The 17444-nt window shown below is 69.0% G+C and carries 13 protein-coding genes and 1 tRNA gene; 6 read left to right on the top strand and 8 right to left on the bottom strand.

All coding sequences use genetic code 11. The features are described 5' to 3' along the window. Window positions 1–17: 17 nt before the first annotated feature. A complete protein-coding gene (locus J7D54_RS12100; RefSeq protein ID WP_209455121.1) occupies window positions 18–1103 on the bottom strand; it encodes a GNAT family N-acetyltransferase in 1086 nt (361 codons plus the stop codon). Window positions 1104–1347: 244 nt separating this feature from the next. Here J7D54_RS12100 and J7D54_RS12105 point away from each other — a divergent pair, with 244 nt between their 5' ends. Further along, window positions 1348–2307, top strand: coding sequence for a DUF368 domain-containing protein (locus tag J7D54_RS12105; RefSeq protein ID WP_182764111.1), 960 nt, complete (start codon window positions 1348–1350; stop codon window positions 2305–2307). A 13-nt stretch (window positions 2308–2320) separates the two neighbouring features. Here the strand turns inward: J7D54_RS12105 and J7D54_RS12110 are convergent. Further along, window positions 2321–2394 (bottom strand) — tRNA-Gly (locus J7D54_RS12110). Between the two features lie 82 nt (window positions 2395–2476). Between J7D54_RS12110 and J7D54_RS12115 the strand changes: the two genes are divergently transcribed. Further along, window positions 2477–5245 carry an FAD-binding and (Fe-S)-binding domain-containing protein gene (locus tag J7D54_RS12115; protein WP_209455122.1) on the top strand — a complete coding sequence of 923 codons (2769 nt, stop codon included), beginning with the start codon at window positions 2477–2479 and terminating at the stop codon, window positions 5243–5245. Window positions 5246–5275: 30 nt separating this feature from the next. On the opposite strand, the gene J7D54_RS12120 is transcribed toward J7D54_RS12115, so the two are convergent. After that, window positions 5276–6634: a serine hydrolase gene (locus tag J7D54_RS12120; protein ID WP_209455123.1), complete on the bottom strand. Its 1359-nt coding sequence runs from the start codon at window positions 6632–6634 to the stop codon at window positions 5276–5278. Continuing rightward, window positions 6635–7756, bottom strand: coding sequence for a 6-phosphofructokinase (locus J7D54_RS12125; RefSeq protein WP_076061132.1), 1122 nt, complete (start codon window positions 7754–7756; stop codon window positions 6635–6637). It abuts the gene before it with no gap. 142 nt (window positions 7757–7898) lie between these two features. Between J7D54_RS12125 and J7D54_RS12130 the strand changes: the two genes are divergently transcribed. Genes J7D54_RS12130 through ppgK form a run of 4 tightly spaced genes read left to right on the top strand, consistent with a single transcriptional unit; the run spans window position 7899 to window position 11430 of the window. Further along, on the top strand, window positions 7899–8576 hold the full coding sequence (locus tag J7D54_RS12130; protein WP_182764113.1) for a DUF1707 domain-containing protein: 678 nt from the start codon (window positions 7899–7901) through the stop codon (window positions 8574–8576). Then, window positions 8576–9064, top strand: a complete 489-nt coding sequence (locus J7D54_RS12135; RefSeq protein WP_182764114.1) for a PH domain-containing protein — start codon at window positions 8576–8578, stop codon at window positions 9062–9064. The genes J7D54_RS12130 and J7D54_RS12135 overlap by 1 nt, the downstream gene beginning before the upstream one ends. After that, window positions 9064–10587: a PH domain-containing protein gene (locus tag J7D54_RS12140; RefSeq protein WP_182764115.1), complete on the top strand. Its 1524-nt coding sequence runs from the start codon at window positions 9064–9066 to the stop codon at window positions 10585–10587. Before J7D54_RS12135 ends, J7D54_RS12140 begins: the two co-directional genes overlap by 1 nt. 60 nt (window positions 10588–10647) lie before the next feature. Next, a complete protein-coding gene (ppgK, locus tag J7D54_RS12145; RefSeq protein WP_182764116.1) occupies window positions 10648–11430 on the top strand; it encodes a polyphosphate--glucose phosphotransferase in 783 nt (260 codons plus the stop codon). Between the two features lie 5 nt (window positions 11431–11435). Here ppgK and J7D54_RS12150 read toward each other — a convergent pair whose 3' ends face one another. The 4 genes from J7D54_RS12150 to J7D54_RS12165 form a co-directional block, all read right to left on the bottom strand. After that, complete coding sequence (locus tag J7D54_RS12150) at window positions 11436–12836, bottom strand: MFS transporter (protein ID WP_209455124.1); 1401 nt, start codon at window positions 12834–12836, stop codon at window positions 11436–11438. An 82-nt stretch (window positions 12837–12918) separates the two neighbouring features. Next, entirely contained in the window at window positions 12919–14553 is a 1635-nt protein-coding gene (argS, locus tag J7D54_RS12155; RefSeq protein WP_182764117.1) for an arginine--tRNA ligase, read from the bottom strand. A 345-nt stretch (window positions 14554–14898) separates the two neighbouring features. After that, complete coding sequence (locus J7D54_RS12160; protein WP_245243997.1) at window positions 14899–16470, bottom strand: xylulokinase; 1572 nt, start codon at window positions 16468–16470, stop codon at window positions 14899–14901. 113 nt (window positions 16471–16583) lie between these two features. After that, window positions 16584–17438, bottom strand: a complete 855-nt coding sequence (locus tag J7D54_RS12165; RefSeq protein WP_182764118.1) for a sugar phosphate isomerase/epimerase — start codon at window positions 17436–17438, stop codon at window positions 16584–16586. Window positions 17439–17444: the final 6 nt, after the last annotated feature.

A 17444-nucleotide genomic window follows, 5' to 3' on the forward strand; every position in this document is an offset into this window, starting at 1 on the left:
GGCAGCACTGTGGCCGGTCAGGCCACCGATTCACCGTTGTCCACAGCTTCCGCCACGCTGGCTTCGAAGCCGCCCTCGGCGTAGACCGGGTAGAAGCCCAGCGCCTCGTTGACCTGCAGCATGTGGCGGTTCTCCTCGGCGTTCCACGTCAGGATCGCCCGGGCGTTGGGCTCCTTGTCGCGCACCTGGATGAGGTTGGCGGCCTTCACGAGCATGCCCAACCGGTGGCCCCGGTGGTCCGGCAGCACGATCGTGTCCCACTGGTCCACGAAGGCCAGCGGATTGGCCCGGTCCACGTGCATCTCGCTCAACGCCACGAGGTCGCCGGTGGGCAGGTGCCGCACCACGGCCCGGTAGATCCGGTCCGTCAACAGCCGTACCGCCTCGGCCTGCCGGACTCGCTCGGCGTCCCATCTGCGTTCCACGACGGTGAGCTCACCCTGCGGGGGATCCACCGCCATCCGCTCCATCAGAACCGCGTAGCCCGCCAACATTCCCTCGGGCAGCTGCCCTTCGACGGTGACCACCTCGTACTCGGCACCCGCCACCCCCTGCGCCTCGGCCAGCGCCTCGGCGGGATCGACGAGAGGCCGGGCGAAGTCGTACCGGCTGACGCGCTCCGCCTGCTTGAGCTTCAGCCCGTTCGCCAGCGCCAGCTTCACTCCCCCGTGGCCGGGGTCCACTCCGCCGAAGCCCGACGACGGCCTCAGCGGCTGGTCGACGATGGAGGTGGTGACCCACACCTGGAACATGGCGACGCCCTCCGCCACGAGCGCCTCGCGCACCGTGTCGGCCAGCGCCTGCCCCAACCCCGTCCCGCGGTGGGACGGGGTGACGTACAGCGTGACGTAGGCCAGCTCCGGCTGGTCCACCATGTTGCGGGCCGTGCGCGCCCACCCCACGGCGACTTCGGCGTCGCGGGCCAGGAACCACCGGGTGGCCCATTCCTTCTCGGCCCTGGCGGAGACGAGATCCGCCTCCGGATCGACGTCCCACTCGGGCCCGCCGATGATCTCGCGGTTGCATTCGGTTTCGAGCCGCTTGTGGTCCGCCCAGTCGGGGTCGGAGGCCAGTTCGGGCAGAGGGATTTCAAAGATGTTCATGATGAGTCCTAAAGAGGTGCGAAGAGGTCGTCGGGAAAGGCTGCAGCGGCGTTGCCCGGGGCCGCGAAAACACATCGGCACACACAGCGACAACGCCTGGGATGACCCGCGCGCTCAGAGCCTCATCATCATGGAAAACACCTTGGCACTGGGACGACGGCTGCGCAAGACCCCGTGCGGAAATTAACCCCAGCGTGCGGCCCGGTCTACAGTGGAGGCGCCCTCGAGAGAAAGCACGATCTGCATGAGCGAGACCCCCGTGGAGTCGGAGCACCGCGACACTGACGCGTCCCCCGTTCTCCAGCCGGATTCCTTCGGTCGCTGGATGGCCCGGCTCCTCAAAGGCATCGCCGTCGGCGTCGGCGCGATCCTGCCCGGCCTGTCCGGTGGCGTGCTCGCGGTGATCTTCAAGCTCTACGACCCGCTAATCCGCTTCCTCGCCAATCCGCGCCGCAACTTCCTGCGCAACGTGCTGTTCTTCATCCCCGTCGGCATCGGCGTCGGGCTGGGCATCCTCGGCTTCGCCGTCGTGGTCGAGGCGGCCTTCGGCAAGTACGCCGCGCAGTTCGTGTGCCTGTTCATCGGCTTCGTCATCGGCACGTTCCCGTCGCTCTACTACCAGGCCGGCAAGCGCGGGCGCAGCACCAAACACCTCGTCATCATGGCGGTCTCCGCCGCCGCGATCTTCGCGCTGATGCTGGTGGGCGGCCAGTCCGGCGAACTCCTGCACGTGGAGCCCAGCATCCCCGCCTGGTTCGGCTCCGGCGCCCTGATCGGCCTGGGCCTCATCGTCCCCGGCATGAGCCCCTCGAACTTCCTCATCTACTTCGGCCTCTACGACAAGATGGCCAGCGGCATCAAGGCGCTGGACCTGGGCACGGTCATCCCGCTCGCGCTGGGCCTCATCGTCTGCGTGCTGATCTTCGCCAAGGCCGCAGCGTGGGCCTTCGACCGCCACTACGCGGGCATGTACCACTTCATCCTGGGCATGGTGGTCGGTTCCTCGCTGGCCATCTTCCCGACTGTGGTCTTCCCCGCCTTCTCCGCCGAGGGGCTGCGCGCCGCAGACCTGAGCTTCACCAACGCGGTGCTCTTCGCCGTCGTGCTCCTGGTGGTGGGCGGCATCGCGTCCTGGCTGTTCAGCAAGGTGGAGGACCGGGTGACGGATCAGCGCGAGGCCCTGGTGGAAGCTGCCGACGAGTAGCTCCGGGCAGCAATGGAGCGGGCGACGGGAATCGAACCCGCGTGTTCAGCTTGGGAAGCTGACGCTCTACCATTGAGCTACGCCCGCGTTTGCGAACCCAAGACTAGCAGGCATCCAGCGCCTGTCCGCAGCACCCCGAAATTGGCAGGACATGAGTACGCTTGGAGCCGTGACTGACGCACAGCCCCACCTCAAGCGGGATGAGCGCGCCATCACGCGCCTGGCCATGGCCCACGACGCGTCACATTTCCTGTTGACGCCGGCCGCCGTCGTCACCCCCACCAGCGTGGAGGACGTCTCAGACCTGATGGCGGAGGCCTCCTTCATCCGTCAGCCCATCACGTTCCGCTCGGGCGGCACCAGCCTCTGCGGGCAGTCGGTGACCGACGGAGTGCTGGTCGACGTTCGCAAACACTTCCGTGACGTGGAGGTCCTCGACGGCGGGGAACGGGTCCGCGCCGGAGCGGGAGCCACGCTCGCGGCGGTCAACGCACGGCTCGCGCCGTACGGCCGGCGGATGGGGCCGGACCCCACCAGCGAGGTGGCGTGCACCATCGGCGGCATCATCGCCAACAACTCCAGCGGGATGCTGGCCGGCAACGACGAGACGGCCTACCACACGCTCGAGTCGATGGTGTTCGTCCTGCCGAGCGGACGCATCGTCGACACGGCTGATCCCACGGCCGACATCACGCTGCGTCTGGAGGAGACCAAGCTGATCGGCGGGCTCCACATGCTGCGCAACCGGTTGCGCACCAACCCCACGTCCATCGCCGAGATCAACCGCCTCTTCAGCATCAAGAACACCATGGGTTACGGCATCAACGCCCTGCTGGAGTTCCACCGCCCCGTCGACATCATCCCCCACCTGCTGGTCGGCTCCGAGGGCACTCTGGGGTTCGTCGCGGAGGCCACGTTCCGCACCGTGCCGCGCTACAGCCACTCGGCGGCGGCGCTCGCGGTGTTCCCAGACCTCGACGCGGCGGCCACCGCCGCCCAGGGACTCGTCGAACACGGGTTCGAAGCGATCGAGCTGATGGACGTGGCGGCGCTGCGCGTCGTGCGCGAGCAGCCCACCGCGCCGTCGATCATCCGCGACGCGGACCTCACCACGCAGGCGGTGCTGCTCGTCGAGCTCCACGACACCTCCGCCGAGAACCTCGCAGAGCGCGTGGCCCTGGCCGAGACGGCCCTCAGCGAACTCAACGCTGTGGACGTCGTCGAACTCACCACAGATCCCACCCAGCGCAACGCGCTCATCGAACTGCGACGGGGCCTCTACGCCCTGGTGGCCGGCGCGCGTGCCTCGGGCACCACCACCATGCTGGAGGACCTGAGCCTGCCGCTCGAGAAGTTCGCAGACATGTGCAAGGCCCTCGACGTGCTGTTCGACAAGCACGGTTACGGCATCGACAACGTGCCCCTGTTCGCCCACGCCCGCGACGGCAACATCCACTTCCTGCTCAGCGAACGCTTCGACCAGCCCGCCGGTCTGCTGCGCTACCGCAAGTTCACCCGCAGCCTGGTGCGCGAGGTGTTGCGCCGCGGCGGCGTCCTCAAGGCGGAGCACGGCACGGGGCGCGCCATGGCGCCGTTCGTCAACGCCCAGTACGGCGACGAGTTGTACGAGGTGATGCGCGAGATCAAGCACCTCTTCGACCCGGCGGGCATCATGAACCCCGGCGTCATCATCTCCGACGACCCGGACGAGCACCTGCGCAACCTCAAGCTCATGCCCACCATCGAGCCTGAGGTGGACTCCTGCATCGAGTGCGGCTACTGCGAATCGGTGTGCCCCTCGCGCGACCTGACGATCACCCCCCGCCAGCGCATCGTGCTGCGCCGCGAACTGGCCGCTCGCCAGTCGGACCACGAACTGCTCGACCAGATCACCGACGACTACCTCTACGCCGCCATCGAGACCTGCGCCGTCGACGGAATGTGCTCGGTGGCGTGCCCCCTCGGCATCAACGTCGGCGACCTCGTGCGTCACCAGCGCCAGGAACTCGCGCAGGGCGTGGAGAAGACCGCCTGGACGTCGGCGGCGAAACACTGGGGGCTGGCCACCCGGATGGGCTCCGCGGCCCTCACCATGGCCAAAACCACCACCCCGCTCGCCCTGGCCGTCACCAGCGCCGGCCGACGCCGGCTCGGCGAGGAGGCCGTCCCCGGCTACGACGAGGACCTGCCACGCGGAGCCGGCCTGAAGCGCAGGCCGAGCAGGAAGGACCGCGGCCGGATCTACGGGGTGGCCGCGTACTTCCCCAGCTGCCTCCAGACTGTCCTCGCCCCCGCCGGGCAGGGCACGTTCCAGGCGTTCCGCGACGTCTCCAACCGGGCGGACGTCTCCGTCTCGCTGATCGACGCCACAGACCTGTGCTGCGGCGCCCCCTGGAAGGCCAAGGGTCTTGTCGAGGGCTACGAGATCATGACGGCGAAGACCCTCAAGGGCATCGACGTGCACGGCCCCGACGGCGCCAGCCTGCCCATCGTGATAGACGCCTCCAGCTGCGCCCTCGCGCTCCAGGAGATGGCCGAGGGACACGACATCGAGGTCCTCGACCTCGTCCAGTTCACCGCGGAGCACCTCCTCCCCCACCTCAAAGTCACCCACCCCATCGACTCCATCGCGCTGCACCCCACGTGCGCGTCCACCCGGATGGGGATCAACGAGCACCTGCTGACCATCGCCAACGCCATCAGCGACGACGTGGTGGTGCCGGGCAGCTGGGCCTGCTGCGGCTGGGCCGGCGACCGGGGGGTGTTGCACCCCGAGCTGACGGAGTCGGCGACGCGGGAGATGGCCGAAGAACTCGGAGGGCGGCAGTTCGCCGCGTACGCGTCCACCAACCGCACCTGCGAACTCGCCATGACCCGCGCCACGGGGCAGACCTACCGCCACATCATCGAGCTGCTCGCGCAGGCGACCCGCCCCTGAGCTGACCGCCCGGTCTCGCCCGGGCGTCCCTCAGGAGGTGTCGGCGGCGGCCCGGATCAGCTCGGCGAGCCCCAGGTCGCGCGACTCGGGCGTGAACCCCATCCGCACCACCACCAGGTCCAGGCTGGGCGCGACATACATCCGCTGGCCGTCGTGGCCCTGCGCCCAGAACAGGTCCTCGGGGAGCTCCGGGTGGGCCAGGGTCCCGTCGCCGCGCAGGTTCGTCCACCACGACGACGCGTAGCCCGCCTCCTCCGTGGCGTACTCCCCGGTGTCGGCCCCGGTCAGCGGCACGACGGTGGTGGACTCCTCCACCCAGCCCTCCGGCAGCAGCCGGACATCGTCGACCACGCCGTCGTCCAGCACGAACTGGCCGATCCGGGCCCAGTCGCGGGGCGTGGCCCACAGGTAGGACCCGCATACCGGCGTGCCGGCCGCGTCCGGTTCCAGCACCGCTGAGGCCAGCCCGAGTGGGGCGAACAACTGTTCGCGCGGCATGGTCGGGCCCGCCCCCAGACGATCGTTCAAGACCGAACACACCAGGGTCGTCGACCCCGACGAGTACTGCTGGAACGTCCCCGGCTCGTGCGCGGCAGGCTGACCGGCGACGTAGGCCGCCATGTCGTCGGAATTGAACAGCATCTCGGTGATGGGCGTGCCCAGGTCGTACTCCTCGTCCCATTCCAGCCCGCTGGTCATCCGCAGCAACTGGTCGACGGTGATCTCAGCGCGCTCATCCGTCCACTCCGGGCGGAGGTTGGCGTCGTCGAGGGCGACCGCTCCCTGCATCACCGCACGACCCGTCAGGAGGTTCGTCACGGACTTGGTCATCGACCAACCGAGCTGGGGCGTGTTGGCCGTGAAACCGTCGGCGTAGCGCTCACCCACGATCACCCCGTCCTTGACCACCACGATGGCGCGGGTACCCAGCGCCCGCGCCTCATCGTCGGAGAGCCCGTCGCCGAACGCGCGGCCGATCGCCTCGTCCAGGGAGGCGTCGAGGGAGGGCTCGTCCGTCAGCAGGGAGGTGGGCGGCAGCGCCTCGGGGGTCGGGAAGACGGGGCGCCGCGGCGACAGCGTGCAGCCCAGGCCCTCCGTGTAGTAGGCGGTCTGGCCCGCGAACAGTCCGAGGACGTTGACGTAGGCGTAGCCGCCGTTCTTGAACTGCGTCAGGAAGGGCACCAGCGGGTTGGGCGGCAGGTCCTCCGACGCGTCGGTGCGCCCCGCGACCTCGGTGACCGCGCACAGGCTGTGCGCCGCGTAGCCCGTGCCCGTCCGCAGCAGCGGCCGCACGTAGAGATAGCCCGCCAGCACCATCGTCACCACGATGGCGAGCACCACGCCCACCACGACCCACCGGGGCCGGCGGCGTCCCACCCTCGTGGCCACTCAGTCTCCCAGGTTGGTGCCGACCCCGCGCGCGGCGCGGACCCACTCGTGGTCCACGGGCACGGTCTTCAGGTTGCCGGCGACGTCCTCCAGCGGGACGGGCACCGCCGCGCCGCACTGCGAAGCGACCGTGATACCGAAGGTGCCTTCCGCCACGAGATCCGCCCCGGCGGATCCCAGCAGGGTGCCCAGCACCCTGTCGTTGGCGTCCGGGATGCCACCGCGCTGCACGTACCCCAGGATGGTCACGCGCGATTCCAGCCCGGTGATCTGCTCGAGCGATTCGGCCAGCTTGAAGGCGTTGTTGCGGTGGCTCGCCACCACGGCGTCGCGGTGCTTGTCTGCGGCCGCCTTCGCCTCCGCGGTGGAGGCGTGCTTGCGCAGCACCTCCGCAGCGGCCAGGTCCGCCGAGTCCTTCTCGTCGCGGGCGCCCTCGGCCAGCGCGATGACGGAGAAGTTGCGGCCCGAGGCGGCCCGCCGGTGGACCGATTCCGCCACGGCCTCCACCGAGTACGGGATCTCCGGGATCAGGATGACGTCGGCCCCGCCGGCGATGCCTGCGCCCAGCGCGAGCCAGCCGGCCTTGTGGCCCATGATCTCCACGACGATGATGCGGTGGTGCGAGTGGGCTGTGGAGTGCAGCCTGTCCACGGCCTCCGTCGCGATGCCCAGCGCCGTGGAGAAGCCGAAGCTGGTCTCGGTGTGCGCGATGTCGTTGTCGATGGTCTTCGGCAGGTGGATGACGTTGAGCCCCGCCGCGGCGAGGCGCTTTGCGTTCTTGGCCGTGCCGCCGCCCCCGATGCACACGAGGCCGTCGAGGTCGTTCTTCTCGTAGTTCTCGACGATCGTGGACGTCATGTCGCGGACCTCGCCGTCGATCACCATCTTGTGCGGCTTGTCCCGCGAGGTGCCGAGGATGGTGCCGCCGATGGTGAGGATGCCCGACAGCGCGTCCGAGTCGAGCACCTGGAAGTTGTTCTCGACGAGGCCCTTCAGTCCGGAACGGAAGCCGAGCAGCTCCATGCCGTGCTGCCCGATCGCCGCCTTGCCGAAGCCGCGGATGGCCGCGTTCAAGCCGGGCGAGTCGCCGCCTGCCGTCAGAATCCCGATGCGCTTTGCCATGTGCCCACCCTAGAGCGGCGGGGCCCCGCCCGTGTGCCGTTCCGCGCCCGCGGGCAACGGCCATCCGTGGCATCCCTGAACTGACCCGGGACGCGGCCCGCCCGGCTGTCGGAGGGACGGGTAGACGACCTACAGTGGATCCATGTCGATCGAACAGAACCGGCTGCAGGAACTGCGGTGCGCGGACCAGGACCGTGAGTTGGTGGCGCAGTTGCTGAACAACGCCTACGCCGACGGCCGGTTGACGTTCGACGAACACGCGGACCGCATCGCCAAGGCCTACGACGCCAAGACCTTCGGCGACCTCACCCCCCTGACGACCGATCTGGTGGCCCCGCAGCCCCAGCCCGTCGTCGAACCGTATTCGGCCCCTACCCCGGCGGGGTCGCCGGACCGCAGGCCGGTGCCCGCCCAGTTCGCCGGGCCGCCCGCGGTGCCGGGGATCGACGCGTTCACCGGCGGCAACGCCGTGATGTCGACGTTCAAACCCGGCCAACTCCACACGATCGCGTCCAACGTGACGATCAACTCGTGGCTGGGTGATGCCAGGATCGACCTGGTGGGCGCGGCCTTCGAGAGCCGCGACACCACCATCAACGTCGGCGGGCTGATGGGCGAGATCAGCATCCGCGTGCCTGAGGGCGTTTCCGTGGACCTGTCCCGGTTGAACATGATCATGGGCGAATCGAAGGTGGACGGTGCCGTGCCCCACCCGGACGGTATCCGGCTGCGGCTCGTCGGCACCTTCATCATGGGCGAAGTGACCGTGTTGGGCCCCGACACGACCCGCGTCCGCAAATACCAGAGGTTCACCCGTTGATGAATGACCTGTTCGACCCGCCCGGCACCCCCTGGCAGCGTCTCTCCCGCAACTACCTGACCCAGAAACTGATCCTCATCCCGCTGGGATGGGGGTTCTTCTTCGCGTTCCTCGCGGTGCCCGTGCTCCTGTGGGGCACCAGTTGGATGCGCTGGTCCTTCTTCGCCCTGGCGGTCGTGGTGATCGCGTGGCGGATGATCCGCGCACCGCGGGTCTTTCGACGGTGGGGTTACGCCGAACGCGACGAGGACGTCTACCTCACCCGGGGCCTCTGGAGCCGGAGCCTGCAGTGCGTGCCCTACGGCCGGATGCAGCTCGTCCAGGTCCAGTCCGGGCCGCTGGACCGGCTGTTCGGCCTTGCCACCGTCCAGATGATCACGTCGTCCACCAGCGGCACCGTCACCATCCCGGGTCTCCCCGCCGCTGACGCGGCCGCTCTGCGCGACCGGCTGATCGCCCGCGGCGAGCAGCAGCAGGCCGGGATCTGATGACCCACGGGCCTGATTTCCTTCCGCCTCTGCCTCCGCCGGATCCGGCGGACCGCGTCGAGGCGGCCGGGCCGGTGGGGGTACCGTCCCTCGATCCGCCGTCGCTCGTCCCCCACGACGTCGCCCCGGTCCCGCAGCCCGGTCCGACGGCCTTCCCGCCGCCCCACCCGTTCGAGCCGCAGGCCCCCCGCGCCAAGATCATCGAGCGTCCCCATCCCCTCACGGGCCTCGCCCGCGGCGGGATCGCGCTGGTGGCGGGCGGCTACTTCCTCACGCGCGAGATCCTCGAAGGCTCCTCGGGCTTCGGCAGCAGTGCCCTGTTCATCGGCGGCGGTCTGCTCCTCGTGGCGCTGATCGCGGGCGTCTCGGGGATCTTCACCTGGCGCACCACCACCTTCATCGCCGACGACGACGAGTTCCGCGTGGAGCGACGTTTCCTCTCCGAGACGTCCACGAAGGTGGACTACACCAAGGTGCAGTCAGTCGAGGTCTCCCAACCGCTCATAGCGCGGCTCATGGGGCTCGCCAAGGTGCACATCGACGTCGGCGGCGCCGGCGGTGTGGACCTGGCGTTCCTCTCCCGCGGCCGCGCGGAGTCGATGCGCGAGCACCTCGTCGCGCGGATGCGGCGGGCCCACACACCCGTCGCCGCCCCGAGGTATCCGGCCGACGTCGCGCCCACTCTGGGCGGCCGGCCCCCGGCGCAACTCCCCCAGGCCGGGGAGGACCTGGTGGTGGCGGTGCCGGCGGGCAACCTGCTGCTGGGCGCACTCGTGTCGCTGGGCACCGGGGCTGCAGTGGTGGGCGGCGGCATCCTGGTGGTCTTCGCGCTCCTCGCCCAGACGCCGGTCACCATGCTCGCGGCCGCACTGGGCATCGGCGGCTGGATCTGGAACCAGACCGGCCGCAACTGGAACTTCCGCATGACGCGCAGCGACGGCGCGCTGCGGCTCACGCGCGGTGCACTGAGCACCACCAGCCAGGGCCTGCGCCCCAACCGCATCCAGGGCGTGGCGATCAAGCAGGACCTCCTGCAGCGCGCCACCGGGCTCTACCAGATGACGGTCACGGTACTGGGCTACGGCGACCCGTCCGGCGATGAGAACCGGCAGACCAACGCGGTCGTCCTCCCCTACGGGACCTGGGACGACGTGCTCACGGTGCTGCGCGCCCTGTGGCCCGAGGTCGACCTCACCCAGGTGCAGGCGCACCCCCAGCCGGAACGGGCCCGCTGGCTCACGCCGTTCAACTTCAGCAGCCACACCTGGGGCATCGGCGAGCACGTCGTCGTGACTCAGCACGGGTTGCTCGAGCGGGTCATCAGCATCGTGCCGCACCGGCGGATGCAGTCGGCGAGTATCCACCAGGGCCCCCTGCAGCGCCGCCTGAGACTGGCGCACGTGCACGTCCACACCACCGACGGCCCGGTCACCCAGAAGCTCTACCACCTCGACGAGGCCGACGCCCGGCGGGTCTTCGACGAACAGGTCGCCCGCGCCCGCATGGCCCGCGCCACCGCCTGAGTCCCAGCAATCCGGGTGCGCCCCATTTGATCGTGCCAAGCTCCGCTACGCTTGTGCGTCATGAGCATCATCCTTGGCATCGATGTTGGCGGCTCCGGCATCAAAGGCGCACCCGTCGACCTGGCAGCGGGCGACTTCCTGACGGACCGCAAGCGCATCCCCACGCCGGAGAAGTCCACCCCGAAGAACGTCGCAGCCGTCATGGTCGACATCATCGAGGAGTTCAAGGAGCAGATCGGTGACGGCCCAGTCGGCATCACCATCCCGGCGCCCGTGGTGCACGGCCGCATCCCGTTCATCGCGAACCTCGATCAGAAGTGGGCCGGCCTGCAGGCCGACCAGTTCCTCGAGGACAAGCTCGGCCGCAAGATCACGTTGGTCAACGACGCCGACGCCGCCGGTCTGGCCGAGGTGCACTTCGGCGCCGCCAAGGGTCACCCCGGTCTCGTCATCCTGACCACGCTCGGCACCGGCATCGGCACCGCGATCATCTACCGCGGCGTGCTGATCCCCAACGCAGAGCTGGGCCACATCGAGATGATGGGCAAGGACGCGGAGACGCTGGCCGCCTCGTCGGTCAAGGACAAGGAGGGCCTGTCCTACCAGGTCTGGACCGAGGAGCGCCTGCAGCCCTACTACTCGCGCCTGGAGATGTTGCTGTCGCCGGATCTGTTCGTCGTCGGCGGCGGCGTGAGCCGCGACTGGGACAAGTTCGGCCCGCAACTCAAGCTCACCACGGAGATCATCCCGGCCAAGCTCCGCAACCGCGCCGGCATCATCGGTGCGGCCATCGCCGCGCAGGACGCCGTGGAGAACCCGGACCTCCTCGCCAAGCCGCACTGACGCCGTCAGGACTCGCTGTGCCCCTTGCCCAGCGGGTCCGGACCGGGGACGGGGTGTGATGCTCCTGGGGTGGCGACGCCGAGGTTGACGTCGCCCGCCTCGTACGTGGCATTGAGCCGTCGGTAGGTGCGCGTGAAGAAGACCAGCGTCGTCAGGATCAGGCCGCCGATGCTGACGATCACGAACACCAACGCGATGCCCCGCGCGTCGCCGTGCCCCAGCAACCAGCCCCACTGTCGCCGCCCGGCCGGCGACTCCGCATAGGGAATCAGCCAGAACTGGGCCATCGGACCGATGACGAAGGCGCTGATCGGGGCCGCGGACACCTCCACGGCCTGCGCGAACCCGAACACCCGGCCCTGCTTGGCCAACGGCACCACCTGCTGCAGCAGGGTCTGCTCCGCACCCTCGATGAACGGCATGAGCGCCATGTAGGCCACCAGGCCCGCCACCAGAAGCACGACGGAGTCGCGGATGGTGAACGCCCCGGCGATGACCCACATGGCGAGGCTGGCGAACAGCAGCGTGCGCAGCGGGAGCCGGCCCAGGCCCTTCCTGGCGATGATGCCGCCGCCGATCAGGAAGCCGACGCCCGACAGGCCGAACAGGATGCCCCACCATTCCACGGACACCAGTTCCAGGCCGTACGGGTCGAGCAGACCCATGAAGACGCCGCCCAGGAAGTTGTTGAAGGTGGAGAACAGGATCAGCCCGATCAGCCCCGGGACGGCGACGACGGCGAGCCAGGCGCCCTTGAAATCCACAGCCTTCGGCGCCCCTTCGGCGTGCACGATCTCCGGCTCCGGGATCCGGATGGTCAGGAGATGCACCAGGGAGACCAGCACGATGGCCAGGGAGATCATCAGCGTCCAGAACAGCCCCAGTTGTCCGATGGCCAGGCCGGAGAAGATCCCCGTCACCATCATGGTCATGCCGTTGACGGTGCCCACCAGGCCGTTGGCGTTGGCGCGCCTGTCAGACTCCACGAGGATGGTCACGCAGGTGGCCAGCGCGATGGAGCGGATGCTGGCGAGCATGGCCCCGGAGAGCACCAGGAGGCAGAACACCCAGAACCACGGCCGCCCCAGGTCGACGAGGACCTCGGGCGGCGTGAGGAGATAGACGGCCACGGCCAGCAGAAACACCAGAGCCGTGCCGACGGCGGAGGCCACCATCACCTTATGCTTGTGGTGCCGGTCCACCAGGGTGCCGAACGGAACGCCCATGACCGCCATGCCCAGCATGTAGGCGCCGCCAAGGAACGATGTCGCGAGCACGGACCTGGTCTCGAGGTAGGCCCAGAAGGTGATGCCGAACCAGATGAAGGCGGTGCCCAGCATGGCCGCCGCCGTGTTGCCCAGGACGCGGCCGAAGGTGCCGGGTCTTGCTGCCTCTCGTGAACCCACGAGGCAACCTAACACGCAGCGACGCCCCCCGGAACCCGCGATCCGCGTCAGGTATGCGGGAGGGGCGCGACCTCCCGGTGGGTCACATCCGGTCCGGCGCGTCGATGCCGATCAGGTCGAGGCCCTTGGCCAGCACCTGCTTCGTCGCCGCGCACAGGGCGAGGCGCGACGCTCGCACGTCACCCTCGGACTTCAGCACCGGGCACGCCTCGTAGAACGACGCGAGCGCGCCGGCCAGGTCGTACAGGTAGGCGCAGAGCTTGTGCGGCTGCAGGTGGTGGGCCACCTCGTCGACCGTCTCGCCGAAGCCGCTGAGCAGCAGCGCGAGCTGCTGTTCGGCCGGCTCCTCGAGCACGGTGACCGAACCCCAGTGGATGTCCTCGGCCTCCGCCTTGCGTAGGATCTGGTTGACCCGCGCGTGGGCATACTGCAGGTAGGGGCCGGTGTCGCCGGTGGTCTGCACCATGCGCTCGGCGTCGAAGGTGTAGTCCTTCTGCAGGCCGTTGGAGAGATCGGCGTACTTGATCGCGGCCAACGCGATGTTGGGCGCCGCCACCTCCTCGGCCGCGTCGAGCAGCGAGCCCAGGGTGGCGGCGGAGCCGTCGCGGGTCTTGAAGGGGCGCCCGTCGGTGCCGAGCACCATGCCGTAGCCGACGTGCTGCGCGGTGACATCGCCGGGTAGGAAGCCCGCCTTGCGCGCGGCCGCGAAGACCTGCGCGAAGTGACCCGCCTGGCGCAGGTCCGTGACGTAGATGATCCGGTCGGCGTGCAGTTCATTCACGCGGCGACGGATGGCGGCCAGATCCGTGGTGGCGTAGCCGTAGCCGCCGTCGGACTTGCGCACGATGAGGGGGGCTTCGAAGCCGTCGACGAACACGCAGAGGGCGCCGTCGTCGACCACGGCGACCCCGCTCTCCTCGAGCTCCTTGACGAGGACGGGGAGGTCGGCGTTGTAGGTGGATTCGCCGGCGAGGTCGTCGTCGGTGAGCTTCACACCCAGACGGCGGTAGGCCTCGTTGAAGGCGGGCTTGGAGATGTCCACGAGCTGCTGCCAGATGCTCAGCGACTGCTCGTCGCCCCCCTGGAACACGGCGACGCGGGCGCGGGCACGCGTAGCGAACTCCGCGTCCTCCTTGAAGCGGGCGGCGGCGCGCTTGTAGAGCGCATCCGCCTCGTCGAGGCTCAGCGCGGAGACGTCGAGCCCCTCGTCGAGGACCTGCTCGATGAGCATGCCGAACTGGGTGCCCCAGTCGCCGATGTGGTTCTGCGGGATCACTGTGTGACCGAGCGCGGAGAGGACGCGGTTGAAGCAGTCGCCGATGATGGTGGTGCGCAGATGGCCCACGTGCATCGTCTTGGCCACGTTGGGCGCCGAGTAGTCGATGACCACGCGCTGCGGGTGGTTGGCGGGGTTGATGCCGCCGTGGGGGTCCTCCAGCAGCGACGACACAGCCGCCGCGAGGACGTCGGAGCGCATCCGGAAGTTGATGAAGCCGGGGCCCGCGATCTCCAGGGGCTCGCACAGGTCGTCGACGTCGAGCTTGGCCACGATCTCCGCCGCGACCTCGCGCGGCGGCCGACCCTGCTGCTTGGCCAGCCGCAACGCGACGTTGGACTGGAAGTGACCGAACTGCGGCTTGGTGGCGGGACGCATCTCGGGGTCGACGCCGGTGACCTCACGGAGACGCGCGTCCAGGAGCGCGGGGAGAGACTGCATGAGGGCCATTGTTTCACCTGACGTGAAGCAGTCCCAACCGACGGCCGTTCGGTTGCGGCCCAGACCGCGAGACGCCCGCTTCGATGCCGAGCCTCACGGCGCCAGAGACCACAGCTTCGGCCTGCTCCCAGGACGGCTCGCAGCGATGAGCGGGGGCTGATGGGGGCCCGACCGGGTTGGGTGGGCGTTGTCGAAGACCGGCGCCGCAACAGCAACCGGCGACGGCCCAGAGCGCCTCGACCGGGCACGCGGCGCCCGGCCAGGGACCGGTCTTCGGCATGGGCGGGGCGGGCCCCCATCAGACCCTGCGGAACCGGGCCCCACCCCGGAGATCTGCCCTTGGCGTCAGCTGGCGTCGACCGCGGCTCGTTCGATCGCGAGGCCCCGACGGTAGCGCTCCATGAACTGGTTGAAGCCCTCGACGTCGCGGGGGTCCGGGTCCATCGTCGAGATCTCGGCCCCGGCGAAGACCTTCGTGGCCAGCCAGTCACCCAGGCTCACGTCGCCCGCGTCGAGGAACGCCGCAAGCAGGGCCATGCCCCAGGCGCCGCCCTCACCGGCGACCTCGCCCACCGACACCGGAGTGTTCATCGCGGCGGCCAGGAAGCCCTGCGCGACGCCCTCCGTCTTGAAGAGCCCGCCGTGGGCGAACAGCGAATCGAGCCGCACGCCCTCGTCCTTCAGCAGCACGTCCATCCCGACGCGCAGCGCGCCGAACGTGGAGAACAGGTGGGTGCGCATAAAGTTGGCCAGATTGAACGCGCTGGAGGGGTGCCGCACGAACAGCGGACGACCCTCCTCCATGCCGACGACGTGCTCTCCGGCCAGGTAGTTGTAGGCGAGCATCCCCCCGCCGTCGGGGCTGCCGTTGAGGGCCGCGCGGTACAGCGACTCGAACAGGGTGTTGGTGTCCACCTCGGCGCCACAGGCGGCCAGCGCCTCCCCGAACAGCGACACCCAGGCCGCAAGGTCCACCGCTCCGTTGTTGCAGTGCGCCATGGCCACCAGGTCCCCCGCAGGCGTCGTGACCAGGTCGATCTCCTCGTGCAGGGCCTTCAGTTCGCCCTCGAGCACGACCATCGCGAAGATCGACGTGCCCGCTGAGACGTTGCCCGTGCGCTGAGCGACGGCGTTGGTGGCCACCATGCCGGTGCCCGCGTCGCCCTCCGGCGGCGCCATGGGCGCCCCGGGCTGCAGCGTGCCGGTGGGATCCAGCAGGCGCGCGCCCTCATCGGTCAGGGTGCCCGCTATCTCGCCGGCGCGCAATACGCGGGGCAGGACGTCCCCGAGACGCCAGCCATAGCCGCGGTCGGCGACGAGGTCGTCGAACTGGCCCAGCATCCGGGGGTGGTAGGTGCCCGTGGTCACGTCGATCGGGAACATGCCCACAGCGTCACCGATGCCGAGTGAGCGCTCGCCCGTCAGCTTCCAGTGGACGTAGCCCGCGAGCGTGGTGAGGAAGTCGAGGCGTCCGACGTGCTCCTCGCCCTTGAGGATCGCCTGGTAGAGGTGCGCGACGCTCCAGCGTTGCGGGATGTTCTGCTGGAAGAGCTGCGTCAGCTGTCCGGCGGCTTCCTGCGTCATGGTGTTCTGCCAGGTGCGGAACCCGACGAGTTGCTCACCGCCGGCGTCGAAGGCCAGGTAACCGTGCATCATCGCGGAGACGCCCAGGGAGCGCACGGCCGACAGTTCGGCGCCGAACGTGGTCCGGACGGCTGTGGCCAGGTCCGCGAACGCCGCCTGGATGCCGGACCACACGTCGTCAAGGCTGTAGGTCCAGATGCCATCGACCAACGAGGAGCGCCACTCGTGGCCGCCCGTCGCGATGGGCTGAAGATCGTCTCCGATCAGGACGGCCTTGATCCTGGTCGAGCCGAGTTCGATGCCCAATGATGCCGATGCAATGTTCTGGTCCACAATGTCCTCCTGTTGGTGGGTCCCATGATGCCGTGCGCGGCGCTGACCGCGCGAAAAAAGTAGCGAACCTCGCGCCTCCGGTAGGGGCCGGAGGCGCGAGGCTTTGGGGCTTGTCAGACGCCGAGGTGCTCCCGGATGAACTGGCGTGCACCCTTGGCGAGTTCCACGTTGTCGTCCCACAGGTTGCGCCAGATCGCCAGATCGTTGCTGAAGGTGGAGTGCACCACCTTGCTGGAGAACGATTCGAAGGTCACGATGCCGTCGTAATCGACCTCCTTGAGCGCGCCCAGGAACTCTGGCCAGTTGATCGAACCGGTGCCGAGCTGGCCGCGGTGCGATTCGCCGACGTGGACGTAGCCGAGCTTCCCCGCTGCCGCAGCCTGCTTGATCGCCCCGGCCATCGAGTTCTCCTCGATGTTCATGTGATAGGTGTCGAGGTGGGCCGTGATGTTGTCGCGGCCGATGGAGTCGATGAACTCCAGGGTCTGGGCCGTGGTGTTGATCACGTTGGTCTCGTACCGGTTGCAGAACTCGAGCCCCAGCCGGATGTTGGATTCCTTGGCCTTGTCGGCCAGCTCCGCCAGCACGGTGCGGGAGTTCTCCAGGCCACGTTCGGTGGCCGGGTGGGAGTACTTCATGAGGGCGCCGTAGATGACTCCGCACAGCATGGAGCCGCCGCAGTCACGCACGAGGTTGAGGGCCAGGTGCAGCCTCTCGCGTCCTCGAGCCACCGCGTCGGGGTCTTCGGACGAGATGTCCGTGTCGGGGCCGAGCCCCAGGGACGCAGAGCACTCGAGGCCGTACTCCCCGAGGAGCTTGGCGGTGAGGTCCGTGTCGAAGGTCTCGGGCGCGATGGCGGACAGTTCGATCAGGTCGTAGCCGGTCTCGGCCGACTTCGAGATCGCTTCGCGGGCGGCGTCGGCGTTCCAGTCGCCTACCCACACCATGGAATGGATGCCAATCTTCATGTTGTA

The organism is Tessaracoccus sp. MC1865, from assembly GCF_017815535.1.
In the GTDB taxonomy this organism is placed as follows: Bacteria; Actinomycetota; Actinomycetes; order Propionibacteriales; family Propionibacteriaceae; genus Arachnia.